The following is a 20,861-nucleotide window of genomic DNA, read 5'->3' as shown; positions in this document are numbered from 1 at the left end:
CGGTTCAGACGGAGACGAACCCGCCAAGCGCTGGATCGTACTGTTCGAGGCCGCCTTCGCCGGTGTTGGTCCAAAGGCCGTGCAGTGTCAGGCGTTCATCCTCGACCGCCTCGCGGACGAAGGGGAAGGTCATGAGGTTCTCAAGGCTGATGAGCACCGCCTGCTTTTCAAGTGCGGTGATCCGGCTGGCGACCGGCTCGATCCCTTCGGTCCGCAGGTAGCCGGGTCGCAGGATATCCATCCAGCGCCCGACAAAGCTTGATTTCTCTTCCAGCTGCGGCGCAAGGCCTGCGCACATGTCATGGCATCCCTTGACGCCGCCACAGTTGGAATGGCCCAGCACGACCAGATGAGCGACCTTGAGCGCCGTAACAGCGTATTCCACGGCAGCTGAGGTGCCGTGGTTCTGACCGTCGGGATTGAAGAGCGGAACAAGGTTCGCGACGTTGCGATGGATGAAGAACTCGCCTTCGTCGGCGCCGAAGATCGACGTGACATGGACCCGGCTGTCACAGCAGGAGATAACCATCGCCCGCGGCATCTGACCCGCTTCCGCCAGCCGACGATACCATGCCTTGTTTTCCTGATAGGTGGTTGCGCGCCAACCGTGGAAGCGCTGGATCAGATAGGTGGGCAGCGGTTTGGCAATGTCCATGGCGTGCATCCTTCCGGTCTGTTGGCCTTGGTAGGCTGCAATTGCAGAAATTTCGAGCGGTTTCTGTCTCGGCCGGCAACCTTTTCTTCAGGCGGGGGCACCCAGGATGATCCCGGGTATGCGTGGGGGCGCAGAGAAGGGTGATACTGAAATGTCGGGCAATGTCACGGTCCTGCGACCGGTTGAGCGCGTGCGTCTGGACGCCGCGCCGATTGCGGCGATCTACCGGAACCTCGGCCCGAACGGGGCCGAGCAGGTGGTGAGCCGCGCCTTGGGCGAAGTGGCGTTGACCCTTGCCACACTGGCCGAACTGGTCCGCCATCATGACTTCTCCGACATGGACCGCCAATTGCGCCGGTTGCAGCGAATGTCCGAGCATCTGGGAATGATGAGTCTTGGCGCCACCTGCACCGACCTGCGGTCCTGTGCCTCTGCCGGCGACCCTACGGCCTTTGCCGCTGTCTGGACCCGGCTTCTGCGTGTGGCGGAACGTTCCCTGGCGACCGACAAGGATATGCGCGGCCAGACGCTGTAGCGCCCTTGCGGCTGGTGGGCGAGGCGCTAGGCTGGCGCTGACCTGCCCCAGTTCGAGCCCTGTAATGCCTCCTCGCTTCGCTGCCGCCCATGAGCCCTCGCGCCCGCTTCACGTCGTTCCGCAGGACAGCCTGCCTGACTGGCTGGCCGGTCAGGCGCCCGAGGTTGCTGTCTGGCTGAAGGAAACTGGCTTCAGCGCGGCGCTTGGCGAGGTGCAGCTCCTTCCGGGAGCGGACGGCTCGGTCGTCGGCGCGGTCTTCGGTTACGGCTCGGCATTGGCCCGCGCCCGCGGGCGGTTCCATCTGGCGCGGGCCTTTGCCGCGCTGCCGGAAGGGGCCTGGCACCTGGTGGCCAATCTGGATGCGGAGGAACGGGACGAGGCCGCGCTCGCGGCCCTGTTCGCCCAGTACCGGTTCGATCGCTACCATCCCGTCCCTGCGAACCGTGCCCTGCTCAAGGCGCCCGAGGGGGCAGACGCAGCCCGGCTTGAAATGATCGCGGCCGGCGAGTTCCTGACGCGTGATCTGGTGAATACGCCCGCCGCCGATATGGGGCCGCAGGAGCTTGAGGCGGCGTTCCGTTCTCTTGCTGATCGGCATGGGGCAGAAGTTCACGCCATCGTGGGTGAGGATCTTCTCAGGGCGAGTTTCCCGATGATCCATGCGGTCGGTCGCGCGTCCGATCGGGCGCCGCGGCTGCTCGACATGCGATGGGGCGCGGAAGGGCCACGTCTGACGCTGGTCGGCAAAGGTGTGTGCTTCGACACGGGGGGGCTTAACATCAAGCCGACCTCGGGAATGCATCTGATGAAAAAGGACATGGGCGGTGCGGCGACCGTCCTGGGTCTTGCCCAGATGATCATGACTATAGGCCTGCCTGTCCGGCTTCGGGTGATTGTTCCGGCGGTCGAGAACGCGATTTCGGGTCGCGCGCTGCGTCCGCGCGATATCCTGACCTCGCGCAAAGGCCTGACAGTAGAAGTCAATGACACCGATGCCGAGGGCCGGCTGATCCTGGCGGATGCTTTGGCGCTTGCCTCCGAGGAAGACACCGACCTTCTCATCTCGATGGCGACGCTGACCGGATCGGCGCGTGTTGCGGTCGGGCCTGATCTCGCGCCCTTCTATACCGATGACGAGGCGCTGGCGGCGAGTCTTCAGCGGGCAGGAAGCGCTGTGCGCGATCCGGTCTGGCGCCTACCCTTCTGGACGCCTTACGAACCGCTGATTGAACCGGGAATCGCCGATCTCGACAATTGTCCGCCCGGTAGCTTTGCCGGGTCCGTTACTGCGGCACTCTTCCTGCGCCGCTTCGTCGAGACGCCGCGGTATCTGCATTTCGACCTCTACGCGCATCAGCCGGCCGATGCGCCGGGTCGCCCCAAGGGCGGCGTTGGTCAGGGGGCGCGGGCGGTGCTTCACGCGCTGCCCGAGGCACTGGGGCTGTGATGGACACGCGGCTGACGCCAGCAACCGATCGCGTTGCCCTCGAGAGCCTGCGCGGGGTGGTGTCGGATCGCATCTTCGTGGCTGGCGAGGCCGCGCGCGTGGCTGCCGCGCTGGTCGACCTATGCGCCACCATGGCGGGAAACCGCGAACGACAGGTTCTGTTCGGCGATGCGCTGACGGTGGTCGAGCGGCGGGAAGGCTGGGCCTTCGTGCAGATGGCCAAGGACGGCTACTGCGGATGGCTGCCGGAGGATGCCCTTGCCGCGTCGCGAGCGGCCAGCCATGCGGTCAGCGCCCCTTCCAGCCATCTCTATCCCGAGCCGAGGGTGCAGGCGCGCGAGCGATTTGCGCTGCCCTTTGGCGCCCGGGTCACTGTGATCGGTGAGAGCGGCGCCTTCGCCCAGACGCCCGAGGGGTTCATTCCCCGGCTTCATCTGAGGCCGGTGGATCAGCCTATGGCCGACCCAGTCGGAGTCGCGAAGCTTTTCCTTGGCACGCCCTATCTGTGGGGCGGCAACAGCCGGGCCGGGATCGATTGCTCGGGCTTGGTGCAGGGAGCGCTGCTTGCCTGCGGCAAGGCTTGTCCCGGTGACAGCGACCTGCAGGAAAGCACCGGCCAGCCGATCGGTGATGGCGAAACGCTGGCTGCGGGCGACCTCCTGTTCTGGCGCGGGCATGTGGCGATGGTCGCATCTCCCGACACCATCATTCATGCAACAGGTCATGTCATGTCGGTGATCGAAGAACCGATACATGCCGCCATTGACCGGATCGCCGGGACCGGCAAACCAGTCATCGCCCGCCGCCGGCCCTGAGTTCAGTCGATCGGGCGGATCAGCTTGCGCTCGAGGACCCGGAGCACCTGCGCCAGGTCATGGCCCCGGCGCAGCACCTGCCCGTCCATTCCGATGACCGCGTAAAGCCCCTGCCGGTTGCGCAGGCGGGGGCGCTTCTCGATGCGGTAAAGCGGATACTCGGCGGTCCGGCGGAAGACCGAGAAGACAGCGACCTCTCGCAGGCAGGAGATCCCATAGTCCCGCCATTCACCTGCAGCGACCATCTGCCCGTATAGCGACAGGATGGTGCCGAGTTCCTTTCGGTCGAAACTCACATCGTCAGCCAGTCTGGCCGCGAGCGGAAAGGGGGTCGGTGGCTGGACCGTCATGACACGATGATGACGTCCGCCATAATTCAAATCAAGCCGCCTGATTTGCGCCTTGGAATGACCCCTGAAAATCCCCTGCAGCTTCGAACGGCCGCCGCAAAGCGGGGTGATAAAGATCATGTAGCGAGTGAGACGAAGCCCGGCGGCGCGGAATGTTTAGCCCCCACCCAGACCGCGTCGCCGGGTGACTCGCTGAAACGGATGGCTCCTGCGGTCCCGCAGGAGCCATCTTTCATTTCCGAGATCGGCATTTGGGCTGGATCAGGCGAGATAGGCGCGGAAGGCCTTCACCACCTCTTCGTAGACCGAGCGCTTGAAAGGTACGATTCCCTCGACCAGCTCGTCCACGTCGATCCACCGCCAAGCCGAAAACTCGGGATGGTCTGTCGCAATGCGGATCTGGTCGTCCGTGCCTACATAGCGGAACAGGAACCACTTTTGCCGCTGGCCGCGATACTTGCCGCCCCAGACCTTGCCCAACAATTCCGGCGGCAGGTCATAGGTCACCCAGTGATGGGTCTTGGCCACGAATTCCACCAGGTCTTCGGTAACCCCGGTTTCTTCCCAAAGCTCACGGAGTGCGGCCTTGCGGGGCTTTTCATCCGCGTCGATCCCGCCCTGCGGCATCTGCCAGGCGGCCGAGGGGCTGTCGAGCCGCTGGCCGGCAAAGACCAGACCCGCCTGGTTCACCAGAACGACGCCGACGCAGGGCCGGTAAGGAAGGGTGGCGGGATCGATCATTCGTCAGCCGGAGATGGAAAAGGGGGCGGTCCGATCCGCCCCCAGATTATTACTGTTTTGCAGCTTCGGTGGTGGCCGCCGGCGCCGGCACGATAACCTCAAGTCCCTTCAGGATGTCGACCGCATAGGCGAGCTGGTAGTCCTCGTCGCGCAGCTTTGCGGCCTCTTCGGCGCGCTTCTGCTCTTCCTGGTAGGTCTTCTTCTCTTCCTCGGTCATCGAGTCGTTCGACAGGACGCCGCGCAGATCGGCTTCCGACCGGATGTCCTGTTCTTCCTCGGGCTTGGCTGCCGCATCAGCGTCTGCCGGCTTGAGCGGCTGCTTCACGACGATGTCGGGCGACACGCCAAGCGCCTGGATCGAGCGGCCCGAGGGCGTGTAATAGCGCGCGGTGGTCAGGCGCATCGCGCCTTCGCCCCGCAGCGGCACGAGTGTCTGTACCGAACCCTTGCCGAAGCTCTTGGTCCCGACGACGACGGCACGGTGCTGGTCCTTGAGCGCACCTGCCACGATTTCCGAAGCCGAGGCCGAGCCGCCGTTGATGAGAACCACGATCGGCTTGCCCTCGATCAGATCGCCGGGTGTCGCGTTGAAGCGTTCGGCATCCTGTGGGTTGCGGCCGCGGGTCGAGACGATTTCGCCCTGGTCAAGGAAGGCATCCGAAACCTTGATGGCCTGCGTCAGCAGGCCCCCCGGATTGTTGCGAAGATCAAGCACGACGCCGCTGACCTTGTCGATTCCGCCGAGTTCCTCGATCGACTTCTTCAAGCCCTCTTCGAGGTTGGGGTAGGTCTGGTCGTTGAAGGTGGTCACGCGCAGCACGACTGCGTCACCGACGACGCGCGCCTTCACGGCGGTCAGTTTGATGGTGTCGCGGGTCAAGGTCACATCGAACGGATCGGCGACACCTTCGCGCACGATGGTCAGGGTGATCTGCGAGCCGACCGGACCGCGCATCTTGTCAACGGCTTCATCCAGCAGAATGCCCGACAGGCTTTCGCCATCGACCTTCGTGATGAAATCGCCCGACTGGATGCCAGCCTCGGCGGCCGGAGTCCCATCCATCGGCGAGACGACCTTGATGAAACCGTTCTCCTCGGTCACCTCGATGCCGAGGCCGCCGAATTCGCCATGCGTCTGAACCTGCATGTCGCTGAACTGGTCGGGCGGCATATAGCTTGAATGCGGGTCTAGCGAGGTGAGCATGCCATTGATGGCCGCTTCGATAAGTTTCTGCGAATCCGGTTGTTCGACGTACTGGGCACGAATCCGTTCGAAGATGTCGCCAAACAGGTCGAGCTGTTCATAGACCGAGGCCGACTTGTCGGTTTCCTGCGCGATCAGCGGTCCGGCCAACTGGGTCGTCACAACAATGCCGGCCACCGTACCGCCAAGGGCGGCCATTACGAATTTCCTCATCGGGTCTCGTCCTATCCGTCTATTCCGTTGTTCCTGCGAACCACTCGGTCGGGTCGACCGGATCCGCGCCTTTTCTCAGTTCCAAGTAAAGCGTCTCTGATCCGCCGGCGCCACCGCCTTCTGCATTCGAAACCAGAAACTCCCCCGCCGTCGCCTCCGGGCCGCCCATCAGGCCGAGGGCTTCGCCCTCGGGGACGACATCGCCGACGTCACCATAGACCGTCTCCAGCCCTGCGAGTATCAGCAGATAGCCGTTGCCGGGTTCAAGTATCATCACATTCCCGTAGTCGAGGAGCGGGCCACGATAGCGGATTGTAGCGGGCCAGGGGGCTGTGACCAGCGCGCGGGGGCGAGTCGCGATCAAGAGGCCTGGGCGGCGGACGCCGCGTGCGTCGGCTTCGCCAGGGCGGCGGACGATCGTGCCGGTCACAGGCAAGGGCAGGGCGCCCCTCATCGTGTCGAAGGCCACTCCAGCGTCAGGGTCATCCAGAGCCATCCCCGCCGCTAAGGCATCGAGCGTATCCGCGTTCTCCAGCAGCAGACGCAGGGCCTCGGGGTCATCGATGAACCGCTTGGGCAGGTCGGTCCGGTTCGAGATCGCCTGGCTCAACGCAGTCCGTGCCTCCTGCGCCGCGCGCAGACCGTCGGACAAGGTCTCTGCCGCCGATGCCTGAACCGCCTGAAGGTCGCGCAGTTCCTGAAGCTCAGCGCGCAACCGGTCGGCTTCGGCCTGAAGTGCGGGTGTAACCTCGGTCAGCATCATTCCCGACCGGGCCATGCCAAGGGGGCCGTCCGGATGAAGCAAAAGCAGCGGTCCCGGATCGGTGGGCATGCTGGCGAGAACCCCAACAAGCTGCGCAACGCTGTCGCGCTTTGCCTCGAACTGCATCTCGAGCGCCGAGGTGCGGATCGTCACCTGGCGCAGCCCTTCGCGCAGGGCATCAAGCCCTTCCTCGTAGGCACGGATCGTGCGCGAGAGCGCCGCGACCCGATCCTTGCCGCCAGTCGCGTTGTCCATTGCGCCGATCGCCGCCTGGAGGTCCGCTGCCGCCTGTTTCGCCTGTGCGGCGGCATCCGTATGCGCCGCCGCGAGGCCGGGCAGTAGAAGCGCTAAGGCAAAGGCGGCGATGCGGATCATCTGGTGATGAGGCTCTCGCCGGTCATCTCGGTTGGCTTGGGCAGGCCCATAAGCTCGAGGAGTGTCGGGGCAAGATCCGCCAGCCGGCCCTTGCGCAGCGAAACGCCGGGCGGACCGCCGACCAGGATCACCGGGACCGGATTGGTGGTATGGGAGGTGTGAGGTTGGCCCGTTACCGGATCGACCATCGTCTCGCAGTTGCCGTGGTCGGCCGTTACGATCATCGCCCCCCCGGCCTTTTCCAGCGCCTTCAGCGCCCGGCCAAGACCGTGATCGACGGCTTCGCAGGCCTTGATCGCGGCAGGCAGGCTGCCTGTATGGCCAACCATGTCCGGGTTGGCGAAGTTGACCACGATCAGGTCATAGCCCTTCTCGATTGCGGCGACGAAATGGTCGGCCACTTCCGGCGCAGACATCTCGGGCTGCAGGTCATAGGTCGCGACCTTCGGCGATTTCGGCATGAAACGGTCCTCGCCGATCCAAGGCGCTTCTTTTCCCCCATTCAGGAAGAAGGTGACATGCGGGTATTTCTCGGTCTCGGCCAACCGGAACTGGGTCTTGCCATGCGATGCGACCCATTCGCCGATGGTGTTTCGGATGTCCTGCTTTGGATATGCGGTGGTCATATAGGCGTTGTGTTCGATCGAGTAGTCTACCATCCCGAGCATGACCGCCCAGTTTGGCCGCCCCGCCACATCGAAGCCGCTGAAGCCCGGCCCGCCGAGGGAGGCGAGGATTTCCCTCGCGCGGTCGGCGCGAAAGTTCAGACAGAATATGCCATCCCCATCCCTGGCGCCCGAATAGCCCGACAGCACGGTAGGGGCGATGAATTCGTCCGTCACGTCCTTGGCATATGACTGGGCGATGGCGGTCGGGGCATCAGGCGCCGTCTCGCCCTTGGCGCGGACAACGGCATCATAGGCGCGCTCGACCCGCTCCCACCGGTTGTCGCGGTCCATCGCCCAGTAGCGACCCGTGACCGTGCCGATCCGGGCGCCATCCGGCAGGCCGTCAATCAGCTGTGCCATGTAGCCCGCAGCGGAAGAGGGCGGCACATCGCGTCCGTCGGCGATCGCATGGACGACAACAGGAATGCCCGCGCCTGTCAGCGCCCGAAGTGCCGCGAGGAGGTGCAGGATATGGCCGTGCACCCCGCCATCCGAGACAACACCCAGCACATGTGCCGTACCGCCACTTGCCTTGAGCCGGGCGATAAAATCCAGGAGCGCAGGGTTGCGGAAGAAGGTGCCCTGCTCGATCGCAAGGTCAATCGCTCCAAGGTCCATCGCCACGATCCGGCCTGCGCCAATATTGGTGTGGCCGACCTCCGAGTTTCCCATCTGGCCCGAGGGCAGACCGACATCCGGGCCGTGGGTGACCAGCGTCGCGTGAGGACAGGTCGCCCAGAGGCGGTTGAAATTCGGCACGTCCGCAAGGGCGGGAGCGTTCGCCGTCTTGTCTTCTCGGAGCCCCCAGCCATCGAGGATGCACAGGACAACGGGTTTCGGTGCGGGCATGGGGAGGGCCTTTCGCAGGGGTCGCAACGGTTCTACGCGCGGTTGCGATCCTCGGCAACGGCCTCAGGCACGGTGATAGGGGCTGCCCGACAGGATCGTCGCGGCGCGGTAGATCTGCTCGGACAGCATTACCCGCACCAGCATGTGCGGCCAGACCATCCGCCCGAACGAGATCATGAGATCTGCCCTGTCGCGCAGGGCGGGAGCGATCCCGTCTGCGCCGCCGATAAGGAAGGCCAAATCCTGCCGACCTTCGTCGCGGAAGGCGGTGAGGCGTTGGGCGAATTCGGGTGAGGTCAGTGTCTGGCCGCGTTCATCCAGGGCGACGATCACCGCATTGGCGGGAAGCGCCCGCGACAACAGTTCGGCCTCCGCTGCCATGCCGCCGCCCTTACGGTCCTCGACCTCATGTTCAGTAAGCGGTCCGAGGCCAAGCGGTCGGGCGGTCCGGTTGAACCGGGTCACGTAGTCATCGACAAGCATGCGCTCCGGTCCGGCGCGCAGCCGGCCTACGGTGCAGACGACAAGCCGCATCAGACGCTCTTTGGCGCCCGGCTGCTGGCGGGCATCCACATCTTCTCGAGCTGGTAGAACTCGCGCACTTCCGGGCGGAAGACATGGACGATCACGTCGCCCGTGTCGATCAGCACCCAGTCGCCGGTTTCCTTGCCCTCGATCTTGGACGGGCGTCCGTGATCCTGCTTGAGGCGATCGACCAGCTTTTCCGAGATCGCGGCGACCTGGCGCGAGGACCGACCCGAGCAGATGACCATGTAATCGGCCATGTCGGAGCGGCCGCGCAGATCAATCGTCACGACCTCTTCGGCCTTGTCGTCATCCAGCGAGGCAAGGATTGCGGCCAACAGCGTTTCGCTGGACGGATCAGCGGTCTTGGCCTGGATCGGGGCGGTCATGACGCCCGCCCGCGGTTCGGCCGAAACCCCGGCCGATGGGTCAGAATGAGACAGGACATCGTCCTCCCGGGTTGCGCGCCGCAAAGGCCCCGGCGCAGGGCATGGATCATAGATAGCATCGCCCATCCCGAATCTCAACGCGCGGGGGGGCAAAAGCAAGGGGGCAGGCCATATAGCGATTTACGGGCACTGTCCACCGATCGCTCCGCGGCGCGCTTGCTTCGGGACAGATTCGGGCCTATCTAGCCGCCATGATCCGCTTTTTCGACATGGATGACCGCGCCCGGCTGCCCTGGCGGTTCTACGGCGCGACCGTTTCGATCCTCGCCCGACTCTGACGGTCGGCCGCGACGCGGCGACGGTATGACCGCGCCCTAATTCCAGCCAAACGCCCGAATTCTCAGAGGAAGACCGATGTCTCCGAAAACGCTGTACGACAAGATCTGGGACGCGCATGTCGTCCACGAAGCCGAGGACGGCACCTGCCTGCTCTATATCGACCGCCATCTGGTGCACGAAGTGACCAGCCCGCAGGCCTTTGAAGGGCTGCGGATGACCGGCCGAAAGGTGCGTGCGCCGGAAAAGACCATCGCGGTACCTGACCACAACGTGCCGACGACCCCCGGCCGTGACAAGCACATCGACAACGAGGAAAGCCGCATCCAGGTCGAGGCGCTCGACAAGAACGCCAAGGATTTCGGCATCAACTACTACCCTGTGTCTGACATCCGTCAGGGCATCGTCCACATCGTCGGTCCGGAACAGGGCTGGACGCTGCCGGGCATGACAGTGGTCTGCGGCGACTCGCACACCGCGACACACGGCGCATTCGGCGCGCTCGCGCATGGCATCGGCACGTCCGAGGTCGAGCACGTGCTGGCCACTCAGACGCTGATCCAGAAGAAATCGAAGAACATGAAGGTCGAGATCACCGGGTCGCTCCGCCCCGGCGTCACGGCCAAGGACATCACGCTGTCCGTGATCGGGGAAACCGGCACGGCGGGCGGCACCGGCTATGTCATCGAATATTGCGGTCAGGCGATCCGCGAGCTGTCGATGGAAGGCCGCATGACCGTCTGCAACATGGCGATCGAAGGCGGTGCGCGCGCCGGCCTCATCGCCCCCGACGAGAAGACCTTCGCCTATGTGATGGGCCGTCCGCATGCGCCGAAGGGCGCGAAGTGGGAAGCGGCACTCGCCTGGTGGAAGACGCTCTACTCGGACGAGGGCGCGCATTTCGACAAGGTGGTGACGATCCGAGGCGAGGATATCGCGCCGGTCGTGACCTGGGGGACCAGCCCCGAGGACGTCCTGCCGATCACCGGTGTCGTGCCCGACCCGGAAAGCTTCACCGGCGGCAAGGTCGAGGCTGCGCGCCGGTCGCTCGACTACATGGGCCTGAAGCCGGGCCAGAAGCTGACCGACATCAAGATCGACACGGTCTTCATCGGCTCCTGCACCAACGGCCGGATCGAGGACCTGCGGGCAGCCGCAGCGATCCTGAAGGGCAAGAAAATCAAGGACGGCATGCGCGCGATGGTCGTGCCGGGCTCGGGCCTTGTCCGGGCGCAGGCGGAAGAGGAAGGTCTGGCGCAGATCTTCATCGACGCGGGCTTTGAATGGCGACTGGCGGGCTGCTCGATGTGCCTGGCCATGAACCCCGATCAGCTGAGCCCCGGCGAGCGCTGTGCCGCCACCTCGAACCGCAACTTCGAAGGGCGTCAGGGCCGTGGCGGCCGCACGCACCTGTTGTCGCCCGCGATGGCGGCGGCGGCGGCGGTGACCGGCCACCTGACCGATGTGCGCGAATTCATGGCGGAGACCGTGTGATGGACAAATTCACCACCCTGACCGGCATCGCGGCGCCCATGCCGCTGGTCAATATCGACACCGACATGATCATCCCCAAGCAGTTCCTGAAGACCATTCAGCGCTCGGGGCTTGGCAAGAACCTGTTCGACGAGATGCGCTACACGCAGGACGGGGCCGAGATCCCGGATTTCGTCCTGAACCAGCCAGCCTACCGCAAGGCGGAAATCCTTGTGGCGGGCGACAACTTCGGCTGCGGATCGTCGCGCGAGCATGCCCCCTGGGCGCTGCTCGATTTCGGCATCCGCTGCGTGATCTCGACCAGCTTCGCCGACATCTTCTTCAACAACTGCTTCAAGAACGGCATCCTGCCGATCGTCTTGCCGCAGGATCAGGTCGCAGTCCTGATGGAAGACGCGAAGAAAGGGGCCAATGCCCGGATCACGGTCGACCTCGAGGCGCAGACCGTCACCAGCTCGGACGGACAGAGCTTCCATTTCGACGTCGATCCTTTCCGGAAGCACTGCCTGCTGAACGGACTAGACGATATCGGGCTCACCCTGGAAAAGGCGGCGTCGATCGACGCCTACGAAAAGACCGCTGCCACAGTTCGGCCTTGGGTCTGACCCGCGCCTCAACCGCAAGATGTAGGGCCGCCCTGTGGGCGGCCCTTTTTTGATCGCCCATTTGATGCAAAGTCGCGACACATTCTCCGCGAAAGCGCCACATTTCCCGGACCTTATTAACAAGTCATTGCTGGACCTGGGGAAAGAAGGCAAGAATTGGGCAAGATTATGGCAGCCCGCCACAAACTGGGGGGCATCTTTGGGATAAGGCCCCGGCAAAGTACCGGCGCCGTCCGTGATGAGGGCAGAAGAGCAGTGGTGTCGCGGCTGACCGGCGCGATCGTTCGTGCCATTTTGGTGATGGTCCTCGTGGCCACGCCGTCCATCCTCCTGCCGGGCGCTGCCTCGGACGGCAAGGAGATGGTGGCGCTTGTCGCGCTGTTCGCCGGCTTCCTGACCTTCATCGAGTACAATGCCGCCTATCCCGGCCTGATCGAGTTCCGCGACGCGCCGCCCTTCAACCGCGTGCGCTTCCTGATGCTGTTCGTGACGATCTTCCTGCTGACGATCATCGCGCGCGGCGAGTCCCATCCGACGACGCTGACCGTCTTCGTCCGCGCCGTGGGTGGCCTGATCGGCACCGCGATGGACTTCCCCTTCAGCCCGGTGCGACTTGCAACGCTGATGATCAACGACGGCACACCCGATGGCGATACCGGCTTTGTCCGCATTGCGACCGGCCTGAGTTACCTGACCTCGCTGATGTCGCTGTCGATCTTCGTGGTGCTTCTCAAGTTCTACAACTGGCCCTCGCGGTCCGGCGCGTTCAACGTCTGGGTCAACCTGCCGACCTTCGACCCGACAGCGGGCGGTGACGTAGTCGACCGCCTCGATCGCGACGCGCGCATTAACATTGCGTTAGGGTTTCTGCTGCCATTCCTGATCCCGGCGGTGGTGAAGGCCGGGTCGAGCGGGTTCGAGCCGGTGACGTTCACCTCGCCACAGACCTTGATCTGGACGGTGGCGGCATGGGCCTTTCTTCCGGCGAGCCTGTTCATGCGCGGTATCGCGATGGGCCGGATTGCCGACATGATCCGCGAAAAGCGCCGCCAGAACAGCCTTGCGCAAGGGCAGGCTGTGCCGGCCTGATCGCCGCTTTCCTGCTGGCTTCGCCTGCTTCGGCCGATGCCTTGCGCATCGCAACCTATGACGTGGAACTGACACGCGAGGGGCCGGGGCTTCTCTACCAGTCGATCCTGTCCGGTGATGATCCGCAAGTTGGCGCCGTGACCGCTGTCATCGCCCGCGCCAATGCCGATGTGCTGGTGCTTCAGGGCATCGACTACGACACGGAGCTGCGCACGCTGTCAGCCCTTGCGGAACAGCTGCGACGCGCGGGGGCCGTCTATCCCTACCGCTTCGCCTGGTGTCCGAATTCCGGTCTGGCGACGGGACTGGACCTTGACGGCGATGGGCGAAAGGGCGGGCCGCGCGATGCCCAGGGTTACGGCGACTTCGCCGGCGCTGGCGGGATGGCGGTGCTGTCGCGCCTGCCGGTCGATGACGAGGCTTCGCGCGACTTCTCGGCCTTGCCATGGAAGGACCTGCCGCAGGCTGATCTTCCCCCCGGCTGGAGCGCCGAGGTGGCGGCGGTGCAGCGACTGCCCAGCACCGGGCACTGGGACATCGCCGTGACGCTGCCCGACCAACGCGTGCTGCATCTCCTCGCCTGGAACGCGACGCCGCCGGTCTTCGATGGACCGGAGGATCGCAATGGCCGGCGCAACCATGACGAAACGGCTTTCTGGCTGCGGCTTCTGGATGGCGAACTGCCTTGGCCTTCTCCACCGGAGCCCTTCGTCATCCTCGGGGATGCCGAGCTGGACCCGGCGAAGGGCGAGGGACGTCCGGCGGCGCTGGCCGCCTTGCTCGCCGATCCCCGGTTGCAATCGCCCCTGCCGCCCGGAACCGAGACCGCCGATTTCCGGGCGACGGGGGGACCGGGTCCGCTGCAGCTGGACTATCTGCTGCCCAGTGCATCGCTTGGCGTCCGCGCGGCAGGGGTGATCCGGCCGGAGCCGGGCGACCCCTTGGCGGGGACCATCTTTGCGGCCTCTCGCCACCGTCTGGTTTGGGTCGATCTGGATCTGCCGGGTCCTGCCGCGCCTTGACCCTTGGACAGGGTTTGGCTAGGCCTCGCGCAACATCAAGCGATACCCCGAAGGGAGTTCATCTTGGCCAATCCGAGCCTTCTCATCCTCGCCGGCGACGGCATCGGCCCCGAAGTCATGGCCGAGGTGAAGCGCATCATCGCCTGGTATGGTGACAAGCGTGGTGTGAAGTTCGATGTGAGTGAGGATCTGGTGGGCGGCTGCGCCTACGACGCTTACGGCGTTCCGCTGGCCGACAAGACCATGGCCAAGGCACAGGAGGTGGATGCTGTCCTGCTCGGCGCCGTCGGCGGGCCGAAATACGACACGCTCGACTTCAGCCTGAAGCCAGAGCGCGGCCTTCTGCGTCTGCGCAAGGAGATGGACCTATACGCCAACCTTCGTCCCGCCCAGTGCTTCGATGCGCTGGCCGACTTCTCGTCGCTCAAGAAGGAGGTTGTTGCCGGTCTCGACATCGTCATCGTGCGCGAACTGACCTCGGGCGTCTATTTCGGCGAACCGAGAGGTATCTTCCCCGACAACGAGGGCGGCCGTTTCGGCATCAACACGCAGCGCTACACCACGAACGAAATCCGTCGGGTCGCGCGCGCGGCCTTCGAGATGGCCCGCCGACGCAACAACAAGGTCTGCTCGATGGAGAAGGCCAACGTCATGGAGTCGGGCATCCTCTGGCGCGAAGAGGTCCAGTGGGTCCACGACAACGAATACCCGGATGTCGAACTGAGCCACATGTACGCCGACAACGGCGCGATGCAGCTGGTGCGCTGGCCCAAGCAGTTCGACGTGATCGTCACCGATAATCTGTTCGGCGACATCCTTTCAGACTGCGCGGCGATGTTGACCGGCTCGCTTGGCATGCTGCCCTCGGCCAGCCTCGGGGCCCCTATGGCGAATGGGCGGCCCAAGGCGTTGTATGAACCCGTGCACGGCTCTGCCCCCGACATTGCCGGGCAGGGCAAGGCGAACCCGATTGCCTGTATCCTGAGCTTTGCGATGGCGCTGCGGTATTCCTTCGACATGGGCGACGAAGCTGCCCGGGTCGAGAAGGCGGTTGAAAAGGTGCTGGCCGACGGTGTGCGCACCGCCGACCTGATGGGCCCCGCCGCGGGCACGCCGGTTTCGACCAAGGGCATGGGCGACGCCATCCTTGCGGCCCTCGACGCGAGTCTCTGATCGCCCGCCCTTCCGCCCGCCGGCACTTCGCGTCCGGCGGGCAATTTTTTACGCGCGTCTATCTTGCCTCTGCCGCCAGTCCGCGCGAAAAGCGAGTCAGGCGTCGGACATTTGAGTTCGGACGGGACTCCACAGATGGCGATCCAGAATTCGAACCTGCGCGGGGCGCTCATGGCGCTGCTCGCCTTTGCGATCTATTCCACCCATGATGTGGTGGTGAAGTTCCTGGGCGGGCTGTACTCGCCCGTGCAGATCATCTTCTTCAGCACGCTTCTCGCCTTTCCGCTGGTCACGCTGATGCTGATCCGGGACCGCCGGGACGGGAATCTGCGACCGAAGCATCCCTGGTGGTCGCTGGCCCGCACCGTCTGCACCGTCATCACCGGGCTTTCGGCCTTCTACGCCTTCTCGGTCCTGCCGCTGGCCCAGACCTACGCCATACTTTTTGCGGCGCCGCTGTTGATCACCGTTCTCGCCATCCCACTTCTGGGCGAGCGCGTCGGAATCCGCCGCGGCCTTGCGGTGATGGTCGGGCTCTGCGGTGTGATGGTCGTGTTGCGCCCCGGCCAGTCGTCGCTTCAACTTGGGCATTTCGCGGCGCTTACTGCCGCAGTTTCCTCATCCGTCGCCTCGGTCATCGTGCGCAAGATAGGCCAGGACGAACGAAGTGCGGTCCTGATCCTCTACCCGATGCTGGCGAACTTTGTCGTGCTCGGCCTTGCATTACCCTTCGTCTATCACCCGATGCCGATACAGCATGTCGGCATGCTGGCGATCATTGCGAGCTTCAGTTTCGTTGCATCGCTTCTTGTGATCGCCGCCTACCGCGCGGCGCAGGCGGTCGTCGTGGCGCCGATGCAGTACTCGCAGATCATCTGGGCGGCGATCTACGGCGCGATCTTCTTCTCCGAGCGCCCCGACCTCTACACCGGCATCGGAGCGGCGATCATCATTGCCAGCGGCATCTACATCGTGTTGCGCGAAGGCGGGGGCAAGGTCGAGACCAAGCGACCGGTTCTGGAGTCGAAGTCACGGCCCGAGACCGGGATCATGCCGCGGATCAGCCTTATCCTTGCCCGCGTGACGACGCGCGATATCGCCGACTGATCGCGCCAGAAGCCCCCTTGCAAATGCCCTGCGGACGGTTTAACCCCCCGCCCACGGTCGGAGCGTAGCGCAGCCTGGTAGCGCACCTGCTTCGGGAGCAGGGGGTCGGAGGTTCGAATCCTCTCGCTCCGACCAATCTATAAATCCCGGGAAAATCCAGACGGCAGGTGGCGCTAGTTGGCCTCGCCGGTTGTATTCTCGATGCCATCCGCTCCCATGAACACCGCGATGAGGCGAACGTCGTCGTTGCCTGTGTTTCGTCCGTTATGGGGTGACTGATAGGCTTCGATGAGGGAATCGCCCTTTCGGTATACCTTGGTCCCCTTTGGCCCGTAATCGACCGTCAGTTCCCCCTCCAGCATCCAGGCAAACAGCGGGACGTTGTGCCGATGCCATCCTGTCTCTTGCCCGGGGACCATCGTGACGATGGCCGCAGTTACCTTCGGCGTGCCGGTTGGATAGGCAAACGGCTGCCCGATCACGGTTTCGGAGGTGGTCAGAAGAACGTCGAGCGGCGGGTAGCTCGCCCGCCCGAGGGCGACTCCGCCGGACAGGCCAGCCAGCCCCGCCAGACCTGCAGCGAGCCAGACGGTTTGCTTCGAGTGCTTGCCCATCGATTTGCCTCCTTTACTGAGCCTGATGAGCCCAAGTGCAGCGACCAGACATGGCAATCACTGTCAGCGCCGGCGCCAGGCGTTCAGGATGTAGGCCGCCGTCATCAGATCAAGATGCGCGCCGCCGCCATTCTTGGCGATCGTGATCTCGTCGGGCGAGCGGCGGGTAAAGGTTCCTTTCGCCAGATCGTAGTAGTCGGCGATCACGTCTGACTCCGAGATGACGCCGCGCGCGATGGGATCCATAATCTCGCCGATATGGGCGATGGTCGTCGCTCGCGCATCGACAAAGATCCGGGCGCGGCTCAGGGCCTCGTCATCGACTTCGCGCATGTCGGGGCGATAGGCGCCGATCAGGTCGAGATGCGTGCCGGGCGACAGCCATTCGCCGCGGATGATCGGCTCGTGGCTCATCGTGGCGGTGGCGATGATGTCAGCCGCGCCTACCGCGACCGCCAAGTCGTCCGCGACTTCGGCACCGCTTGCCTGCGCTGATGCTTCCGCACCCGCCCGACTGCGGTTCCAGAAGGTGAAGCGCGCCTCAGGGAAAGCGCTGCGATAGGCGCCGACCATTGAGCGCGCCACAGTGCCGGCGCCGACGATCAGGATGTTGCGGCTGCCTGGCCGTGCCAGCTGGCGGGCGGCGAGCAGGCTGTCCCCGGCGGTCTTCCACTTGGTGACAAGGTGGAAGTCGACCACCGCCTCCAACTCGCCCGTGCGATCGCCATAGACGGTAACCGAGCCATTGACGCTCGGCTTGGAGAGTGCGGCATTGCCCGGAAAGATCGTCGCTGCCTTGACCAGAAGCCCGAGCCCGTCGATCCAGGCGGCGCGGTTCAGAAGAGTGTCCTTTCCACGGTAAAGCAGCGTATCGCCGATTTCCGCTCTGGGCAGCCGGTGGCCTTCCTTGAACGCCTCGACGAGTCCGTCCCAGCTCAGATGCGCTTCCGCCTCGGGTCCGATGATCTCAACCGTCATAGTCCAGCCTCGCTTTCGGAAAGAAGTCCAGCCTCGACCAGCCGGCGTGCCCAACCCTCCGGCCCTTCGAAACGGTGGGTCTGCCAGCCGCGCGCCTGCGCCGCGGCGATGTTGTCGGCCCGGTCGTCGGTGAACAGGAGACGGCCGGGCGCGATGCCGCAATCCGCCTCGACCATCTCGTAGATGCGCTGGTCCGGCTTGATGACCCCCATGTGACCCGAAACATAGGGGCGGTCGAATTCGTTCAGGAAATCATACTGCATCTGTGCATAGGCGAAGCTGTGGATGCCGAAGTTCGTCAGGGCGAAGACGGGGATACCCCGTGCCCGCAGCGCCCGCAAAAGCGCAATGGAGTGGTCGATGGTCGGCGACGCGATATCGATCCAGTGATCATGCCACCAGCGGATCTGCTCGGCCCAGTCGGGATGGTTCTCGGCAGTCTCATAGATCGTTTCACGGAAAAGACCGCCCGCATCGACCTTGTCGTTCATTCCATGCAGATCGACTTCGGCAAACATTCTTTCGCGCGCCTCGCGCCCGATCCGGTGGTCGTAGTAGCGCTCGGGATTCCATTCGATCAGCACGTTGCCGATGTCGAAGATCACCGCTTCGGGGGTCGTCATCTAGGTTCTGCTCCTGGTCACAGCCTCGCGCCAGAACATGTACAGGCCGCCGCCGCAGATCAATGCGATACCGACCCAGGCGTGCAGATCGGGCCAGGTGCCGAAGACGGTGGCGCCCCAGAAGATCGCCAGCGGCATCGATGCGTATTCGAAGGGCGCGACCAGCCCCGCCTCGCAGATCCTGTAGGCCTGGGCGATCAGGAAGCCGCCGATGGCGCTGGCAGCCCCTGAGGCCAGGAAGATCGGCCAGTCGCCCGGATGCGGCCAGGTCCAGCCACGGAACAGGAAGGCGAGCGACGGATCGCTCTGCGCGGCAAGGTGGCCGTCACCAACGGTGAACCCCATCCCCAGGCAGACCACGATGAATGTCAGTTGCACATAGAAGGCCATCGTCACGGCCTTTTCGCTGATCCCCATCCGCCGGGTCATCATGTGCATCATCGCGTAAAACAGCGCCGAAAGGACCGGCAGAAGCGCGGCCCAGTGAAATCCGCTCTGACCGGGGCGCATCATCACGATCACGCCGACAAGGCCCACACCGACCGCCAGCCAGCGCCGGATCCCGACCTTTTCGCCCAGAAGCGGCACGGACAGGGCAGTTATGAGAAGGGGGGCGATGAAGAAGATCGCCACCGCGTCTGCAAGCGGCATCGCGGCGAGACCAAGGAAGTAGAACAGGTTCGAGCAGACGACGAACAGGGCGCGCATCAGGTGCATCGGCAACCGCTGCGTCCGCAGGGCAGGCAGCCCGCCGTGGAACGGCAGGACGAGGCAAAGCATGATCATGAGCCCAACCGACGACCGGATCAGCACCACTTCATGCAGGGCGTAACTGCCGCTCAGGAACTTGATCGAGACGTCGTTGATCGAGAAGACCAAAGACCCCCCAACTGCCGACAGGATGCCGGCAAGCGCAAGACGATGGGGCTGGGCCAGTTGAGTTGTCACTCGCAAATCTGACCCGACGCAGACGGTTCCGTCTGTTCCGCCCGCGACAGGCCCTAGCCTGCACGCGCCGCGCGGACAGCCCGTTCCAGCGCATCCAGAAAGCGGGACCGGTCCTGCTTGCCGAAACTCTTGCCGCTACCCTGGCGGAATGGATCGGCGGCACGCAGATCGGCAGCCAGATCGCGCGCCGCAAGCGCCATGCCGACGTTGGCCGGTGTCAGCATCTCACCGTTCGGCTTGACCACCTTCGCCCCCTGCGCAACGCATTTCGCAGCGAGCGGGATATCGTTGGTCACCACCACATCTGCCGGGCCAGCCGCCGCTGCGATCCACTTGTCGGCCTCATCGGGCCCGTCGGCAACGTAGACTCTTTCGACCAGCGGATTGGCCGACGGCCGAATTCCGCCATTCGAGACGAGGATCATCCGTACGCGATGCCGGGTTGCCACCCGCTCGGTCTCCTCCTTGACCGGGCAGGCATCGGCATCCACGAAGATCCGCGTCTCAGTCATACAGCGCGCGTGCGTGAAAGCCGACATGCTCTTCGATGAAGCTCGCCACGAAGAAATAGCTGTGGTCGTAGCCCTTCTGCATCCGGAAGACGCCGTTCTGCCGCCGCGCCATCATCGCTTCGGCCAGTGCCTCGGGCTTCAGGAGATCAAGGAACTGGTCCGATCCGCCCTGGTCGATCAGCATCGGCCCGTCGAAGCCACGTCGACGCATCAGCAGCGTTGCGTCATGCGGCGTCCATTTCGCTTCGTCCGCACCCAGATAGGCGGTGAACTGTTTACGGCCCCAGTCGCTGGCAGTGGGATTCGCGATTGGTGCAAAGGCCGAGACCGACTGGAACCGCCCCGGAAAGCTCATGGCGATGGTCAGCGCGCCGTGGCCGCCCATGGAATGGCCGGTGATCGCCTGCCGTTCCTCGGCAACGGGGAAGGCGTTGAAGAGAAGGCGGGGCAGTTCCTCGGTCACGTAATCCCACATGCGGAAATGCGGCGCCCAGGGTTCTTCTGTCGCGTTCAGATAAAAGCCCGCGCCCTGTCCGAGGTCATAGGCCGGATCATTGGCCACATCGTCGCCCCGTGGACTCGTGTCAGGAAAGACCAGTGCGATGCCAGCCTCGGCCGCCCATTTCTGCGCACCTGCCTTCACCATCGCGTTCTCATGCGTGCAGGTCAGGCCCGAGAGGTACCAAAGAACCGGAACCGGCTCCTTCTCGGCCTCTTCGGGCAGGAAAAGGCCAAAGGTCATGTCGCAGCCGCAAGAGTCCGAGGCATGGGTATAGACCCCCTGGACCCCGTTGAAGGCGCGGTTCTCCGAAATGGTCTTCATGCTTGTCC

At 64.3% G+C, this 20,861-nt stretch carries 23 protein-coding genes and 1 tRNA gene; 10 read left to right on the top strand and 14 right to left on the bottom strand.

All coding sequences use genetic code 11. The annotated features are described in order from the left end of the window. Positions 1-4 precede the first annotated feature (4 nt). Entirely contained in the window at positions 5-655 is a 651-nt protein-coding gene (locus L0V05_RS02605; RefSeq protein ID WP_234868203.1) for a carbonic anhydrase, read from the bottom strand. A 151-nt stretch (positions 656-806) separates the two neighbouring features. On the opposite strand from L0V05_RS02605, the gene L0V05_RS02600 reads away from it, so the two are divergent. The 3 genes from L0V05_RS02600 to L0V05_RS02590 all read left to right on the top strand — a co-directional run bounded on the left by L0V05_RS02600 (position 807) and on the right by L0V05_RS02590 (position 3,452). Beyond that, entirely contained in the window at positions 807-1,190 is a 384-nt protein-coding gene (locus L0V05_RS02600) for a hypothetical protein (RefSeq protein ID WP_234868201.1), read from the top strand. 64 nt (positions 1,191-1,254) lie between these two features. Further along, positions 1,255-2,637, top strand: coding sequence for a leucyl aminopeptidase family protein (locus L0V05_RS02595; protein WP_234868200.1), 1,383 nt, complete (start codon positions 1,255-1,257; stop codon positions 2,635-2,637). Further along, on the top strand, positions 2,637-3,452 hold the full coding sequence (locus tag L0V05_RS02590; protein WP_234868199.1) for a C40 family peptidase: 816 nt from the start codon (positions 2,637-2,639) through the stop codon (positions 3,450-3,452). Before L0V05_RS02595 ends, L0V05_RS02590 begins: the two co-directional genes overlap by 1 nt. A 2-nt stretch (positions 3,453-3,454) precedes the next feature. Here the strand turns inward: L0V05_RS02590 and L0V05_RS02585 are convergent, their stop codons facing one another. The 7 genes from L0V05_RS02585 to rsfS all read right to left on the bottom strand — a co-directional run bounded on the left by L0V05_RS02585 (position 3,455) and on the right by rsfS (position 9,469). After that, a complete protein-coding gene (locus tag L0V05_RS02585; RefSeq protein ID WP_234868197.1) occupies positions 3,455-3,802 on the bottom strand; it encodes a DUF2794 domain-containing protein in 348 nt (115 codons plus the stop codon). Between the two features lie 261 nt (positions 3,803-4,063). Further along, on the bottom strand, positions 4,064-4,543 hold the full coding sequence (locus tag L0V05_RS02580) for an RNA pyrophosphohydrolase (RefSeq protein WP_234868194.1): 480 nt from the start codon (positions 4,541-4,543) through the stop codon (positions 4,064-4,066). A gap of 49 nt (positions 4,544-4,592) precedes the next feature. Continuing rightward, a complete protein-coding gene (locus tag L0V05_RS02575; protein ID WP_234868192.1) occupies positions 4,593-5,960 on the bottom strand; it encodes a S41 family peptidase in 1,368 nt (455 codons plus the stop codon). A gap of 19 nt (positions 5,961-5,979) precedes the next feature. Next, positions 5,980-7,098, bottom strand: a complete 1,119-nt coding sequence (locus L0V05_RS02570) for a murein hydrolase activator EnvC family protein (protein ID WP_234868191.1) — start codon at positions 7,096-7,098, stop codon at positions 5,980-5,982. Further along, the gene (gene gpmI, locus L0V05_RS02565) at positions 7,095-8,615 is read right to left on the bottom strand and encodes a 2,3-bisphosphoglycerate-independent phosphoglycerate mutase (RefSeq protein ID WP_234868189.1); all 1,521 of its coding nucleotides are present in this window, start codon (positions 8,613-8,615) and stop codon (positions 7,095-7,097) included. Before gpmI ends, L0V05_RS02570 begins: the two co-directional genes overlap by 4 nt. Before the next feature lie 63 nt (positions 8,616-8,678). Next, positions 8,679-9,149, bottom strand: a complete 471-nt coding sequence (rlmH, locus tag L0V05_RS02560) for a 23S rRNA (pseudouridine(1915)-N(3))-methyltransferase RlmH (RefSeq protein ID WP_234868187.1) — start codon at positions 9,147-9,149, stop codon at positions 8,679-8,681. Next, positions 9,149-9,469 carry a ribosome silencing factor gene (rsfS, locus tag L0V05_RS02555; RefSeq protein ID WP_406565955.1) on the bottom strand — a complete coding sequence of 107 codons (321 nt, stop codon included), beginning with the start codon at positions 9,467-9,469 and terminating at the stop codon, positions 9,149-9,151. The genes rlmH and rsfS overlap by 1 nt, the downstream gene beginning before the upstream one ends. A 474-nt stretch (positions 9,470-9,943) precedes the next feature. Between rsfS and leuC the strand changes: the two genes are divergently transcribed. From leuC to L0V05_RS02520, 7 genes are all read left to right on the top strand, one after another. Continuing rightward, the gene (gene leuC, locus L0V05_RS02550) at positions 9,944-11,359 is read left to right on the top strand and encodes a 3-isopropylmalate dehydratase large subunit (protein ID WP_234868183.1); all 1,416 of its coding nucleotides are present in this window, start codon (positions 9,944-9,946) and stop codon (positions 11,357-11,359) included. Then, positions 11,359-11,964: a 3-isopropylmalate dehydratase small subunit gene (gene leuD / locus L0V05_RS02545; protein WP_234868181.1), complete on the top strand. Its 606-nt coding sequence runs from the start codon at positions 11,359-11,361 to the stop codon at positions 11,962-11,964. Before leuC ends, leuD begins: the two co-directional genes overlap by 1 nt. Before the next feature lie 255 nt (positions 11,965-12,219). Next, positions 12,220-13,053 (top strand): hypothetical protein, encoded by an 834-nt coding sequence (locus tag L0V05_RS02540; protein WP_234868179.1) that lies wholly within the window; start codon positions 12,220-12,222, stop codon positions 13,051-13,053. A gap of 62 nt (positions 13,054-13,115) precedes the next feature. Next, positions 13,116-14,075, top strand: coding sequence for an endonuclease/exonuclease/phosphatase family protein (locus tag L0V05_RS02535; protein ID WP_234869179.1), 960 nt, complete (start codon positions 13,116-13,118; stop codon positions 14,073-14,075). Between the two features lie 63 nt (positions 14,076-14,138). Next, positions 14,139-15,248: a 3-isopropylmalate dehydrogenase gene (gene leuB, locus L0V05_RS02530; protein ID WP_234868177.1), complete on the top strand. Its 1,110-nt coding sequence runs from the start codon at positions 14,139-14,141 to the stop codon at positions 15,246-15,248. A gap of 141 nt (positions 15,249-15,389) precedes the next feature. Beyond that, positions 15,390-16,355 carry a DMT family transporter gene (locus tag L0V05_RS02525; protein ID WP_234869178.1) on the top strand — a complete coding sequence of 322 codons (966 nt, stop codon included), beginning with the start codon at positions 15,390-15,392 and terminating at the stop codon, positions 16,353-16,355. 58 nt (positions 16,356-16,413) lie between these two features. Further along, a tRNA-Pro gene (locus L0V05_RS02520) sits at positions 16,414-16,490 on the top strand. Between the two features lie 38 nt (positions 16,491-16,528). Here L0V05_RS02520 and L0V05_RS02515 read toward each other — a convergent pair. From L0V05_RS02515 to fghA, 6 genes are all read right to left on the bottom strand, one after another. Beyond that, positions 16,529-16,969 carry a cupin domain-containing protein gene (locus L0V05_RS02515; RefSeq protein ID WP_234868175.1) on the bottom strand — a complete coding sequence of 147 codons (441 nt, stop codon included), beginning with the start codon at positions 16,967-16,969 and terminating at the stop codon, positions 16,529-16,531. Between the two features lie 63 nt (positions 16,970-17,032). Beyond that, positions 17,033-17,947 carry an ornithine cyclodeaminase family protein gene (locus tag L0V05_RS02510; RefSeq protein ID WP_234868173.1) on the bottom strand — a complete coding sequence of 305 codons (915 nt, stop codon included), beginning with the start codon at positions 17,945-17,947 and terminating at the stop codon, positions 17,033-17,035. Then, the gene (locus L0V05_RS02505; RefSeq protein ID WP_234868171.1) at positions 17,944-18,570 is read right to left on the bottom strand and encodes an HAD family hydrolase; all 627 of its coding nucleotides are present in this window, start codon (positions 18,568-18,570) and stop codon (positions 17,944-17,946) included. The genes L0V05_RS02510 and L0V05_RS02505 overlap by 4 nt, the downstream gene beginning before the upstream one ends. Next, entirely contained in the window at positions 18,571-19,518 is a 948-nt protein-coding gene (locus tag L0V05_RS02500; protein WP_234868169.1) for a DMT family transporter, read from the bottom strand. Between the two features lie 53 nt (positions 19,519-19,571). Beyond that, positions 19,572-20,030 (bottom strand): YaiI/YqxD family protein, encoded by a 459-nt coding sequence (locus L0V05_RS02495; RefSeq protein WP_234868168.1) that lies wholly within the window; start codon positions 20,028-20,030, stop codon positions 19,572-19,574. Next, positions 20,023-20,853, bottom strand: a complete 831-nt coding sequence (fghA, locus tag L0V05_RS02490) for an S-formylglutathione hydrolase (RefSeq protein ID WP_234868166.1) — start codon at positions 20,851-20,853, stop codon at positions 20,023-20,025. Before fghA ends, L0V05_RS02495 begins: the two co-directional genes overlap by 8 nt. Positions 20,854-20,861: the final 8 nt, after the last annotated feature.

It is taken from the genome of Alitabrizicola rongguiensis (assembly GCF_021491355.1).
GTDB lineage: Bacteria > Pseudomonadota > Alphaproteobacteria > Rhodobacterales > Rhodobacteraceae > Aliitabrizicola > Aliitabrizicola rongguiensis.
Note: the sequence above shows the minus strand (reverse complement) of the source record. Positions and strands in the feature narration are given on the sequence as shown.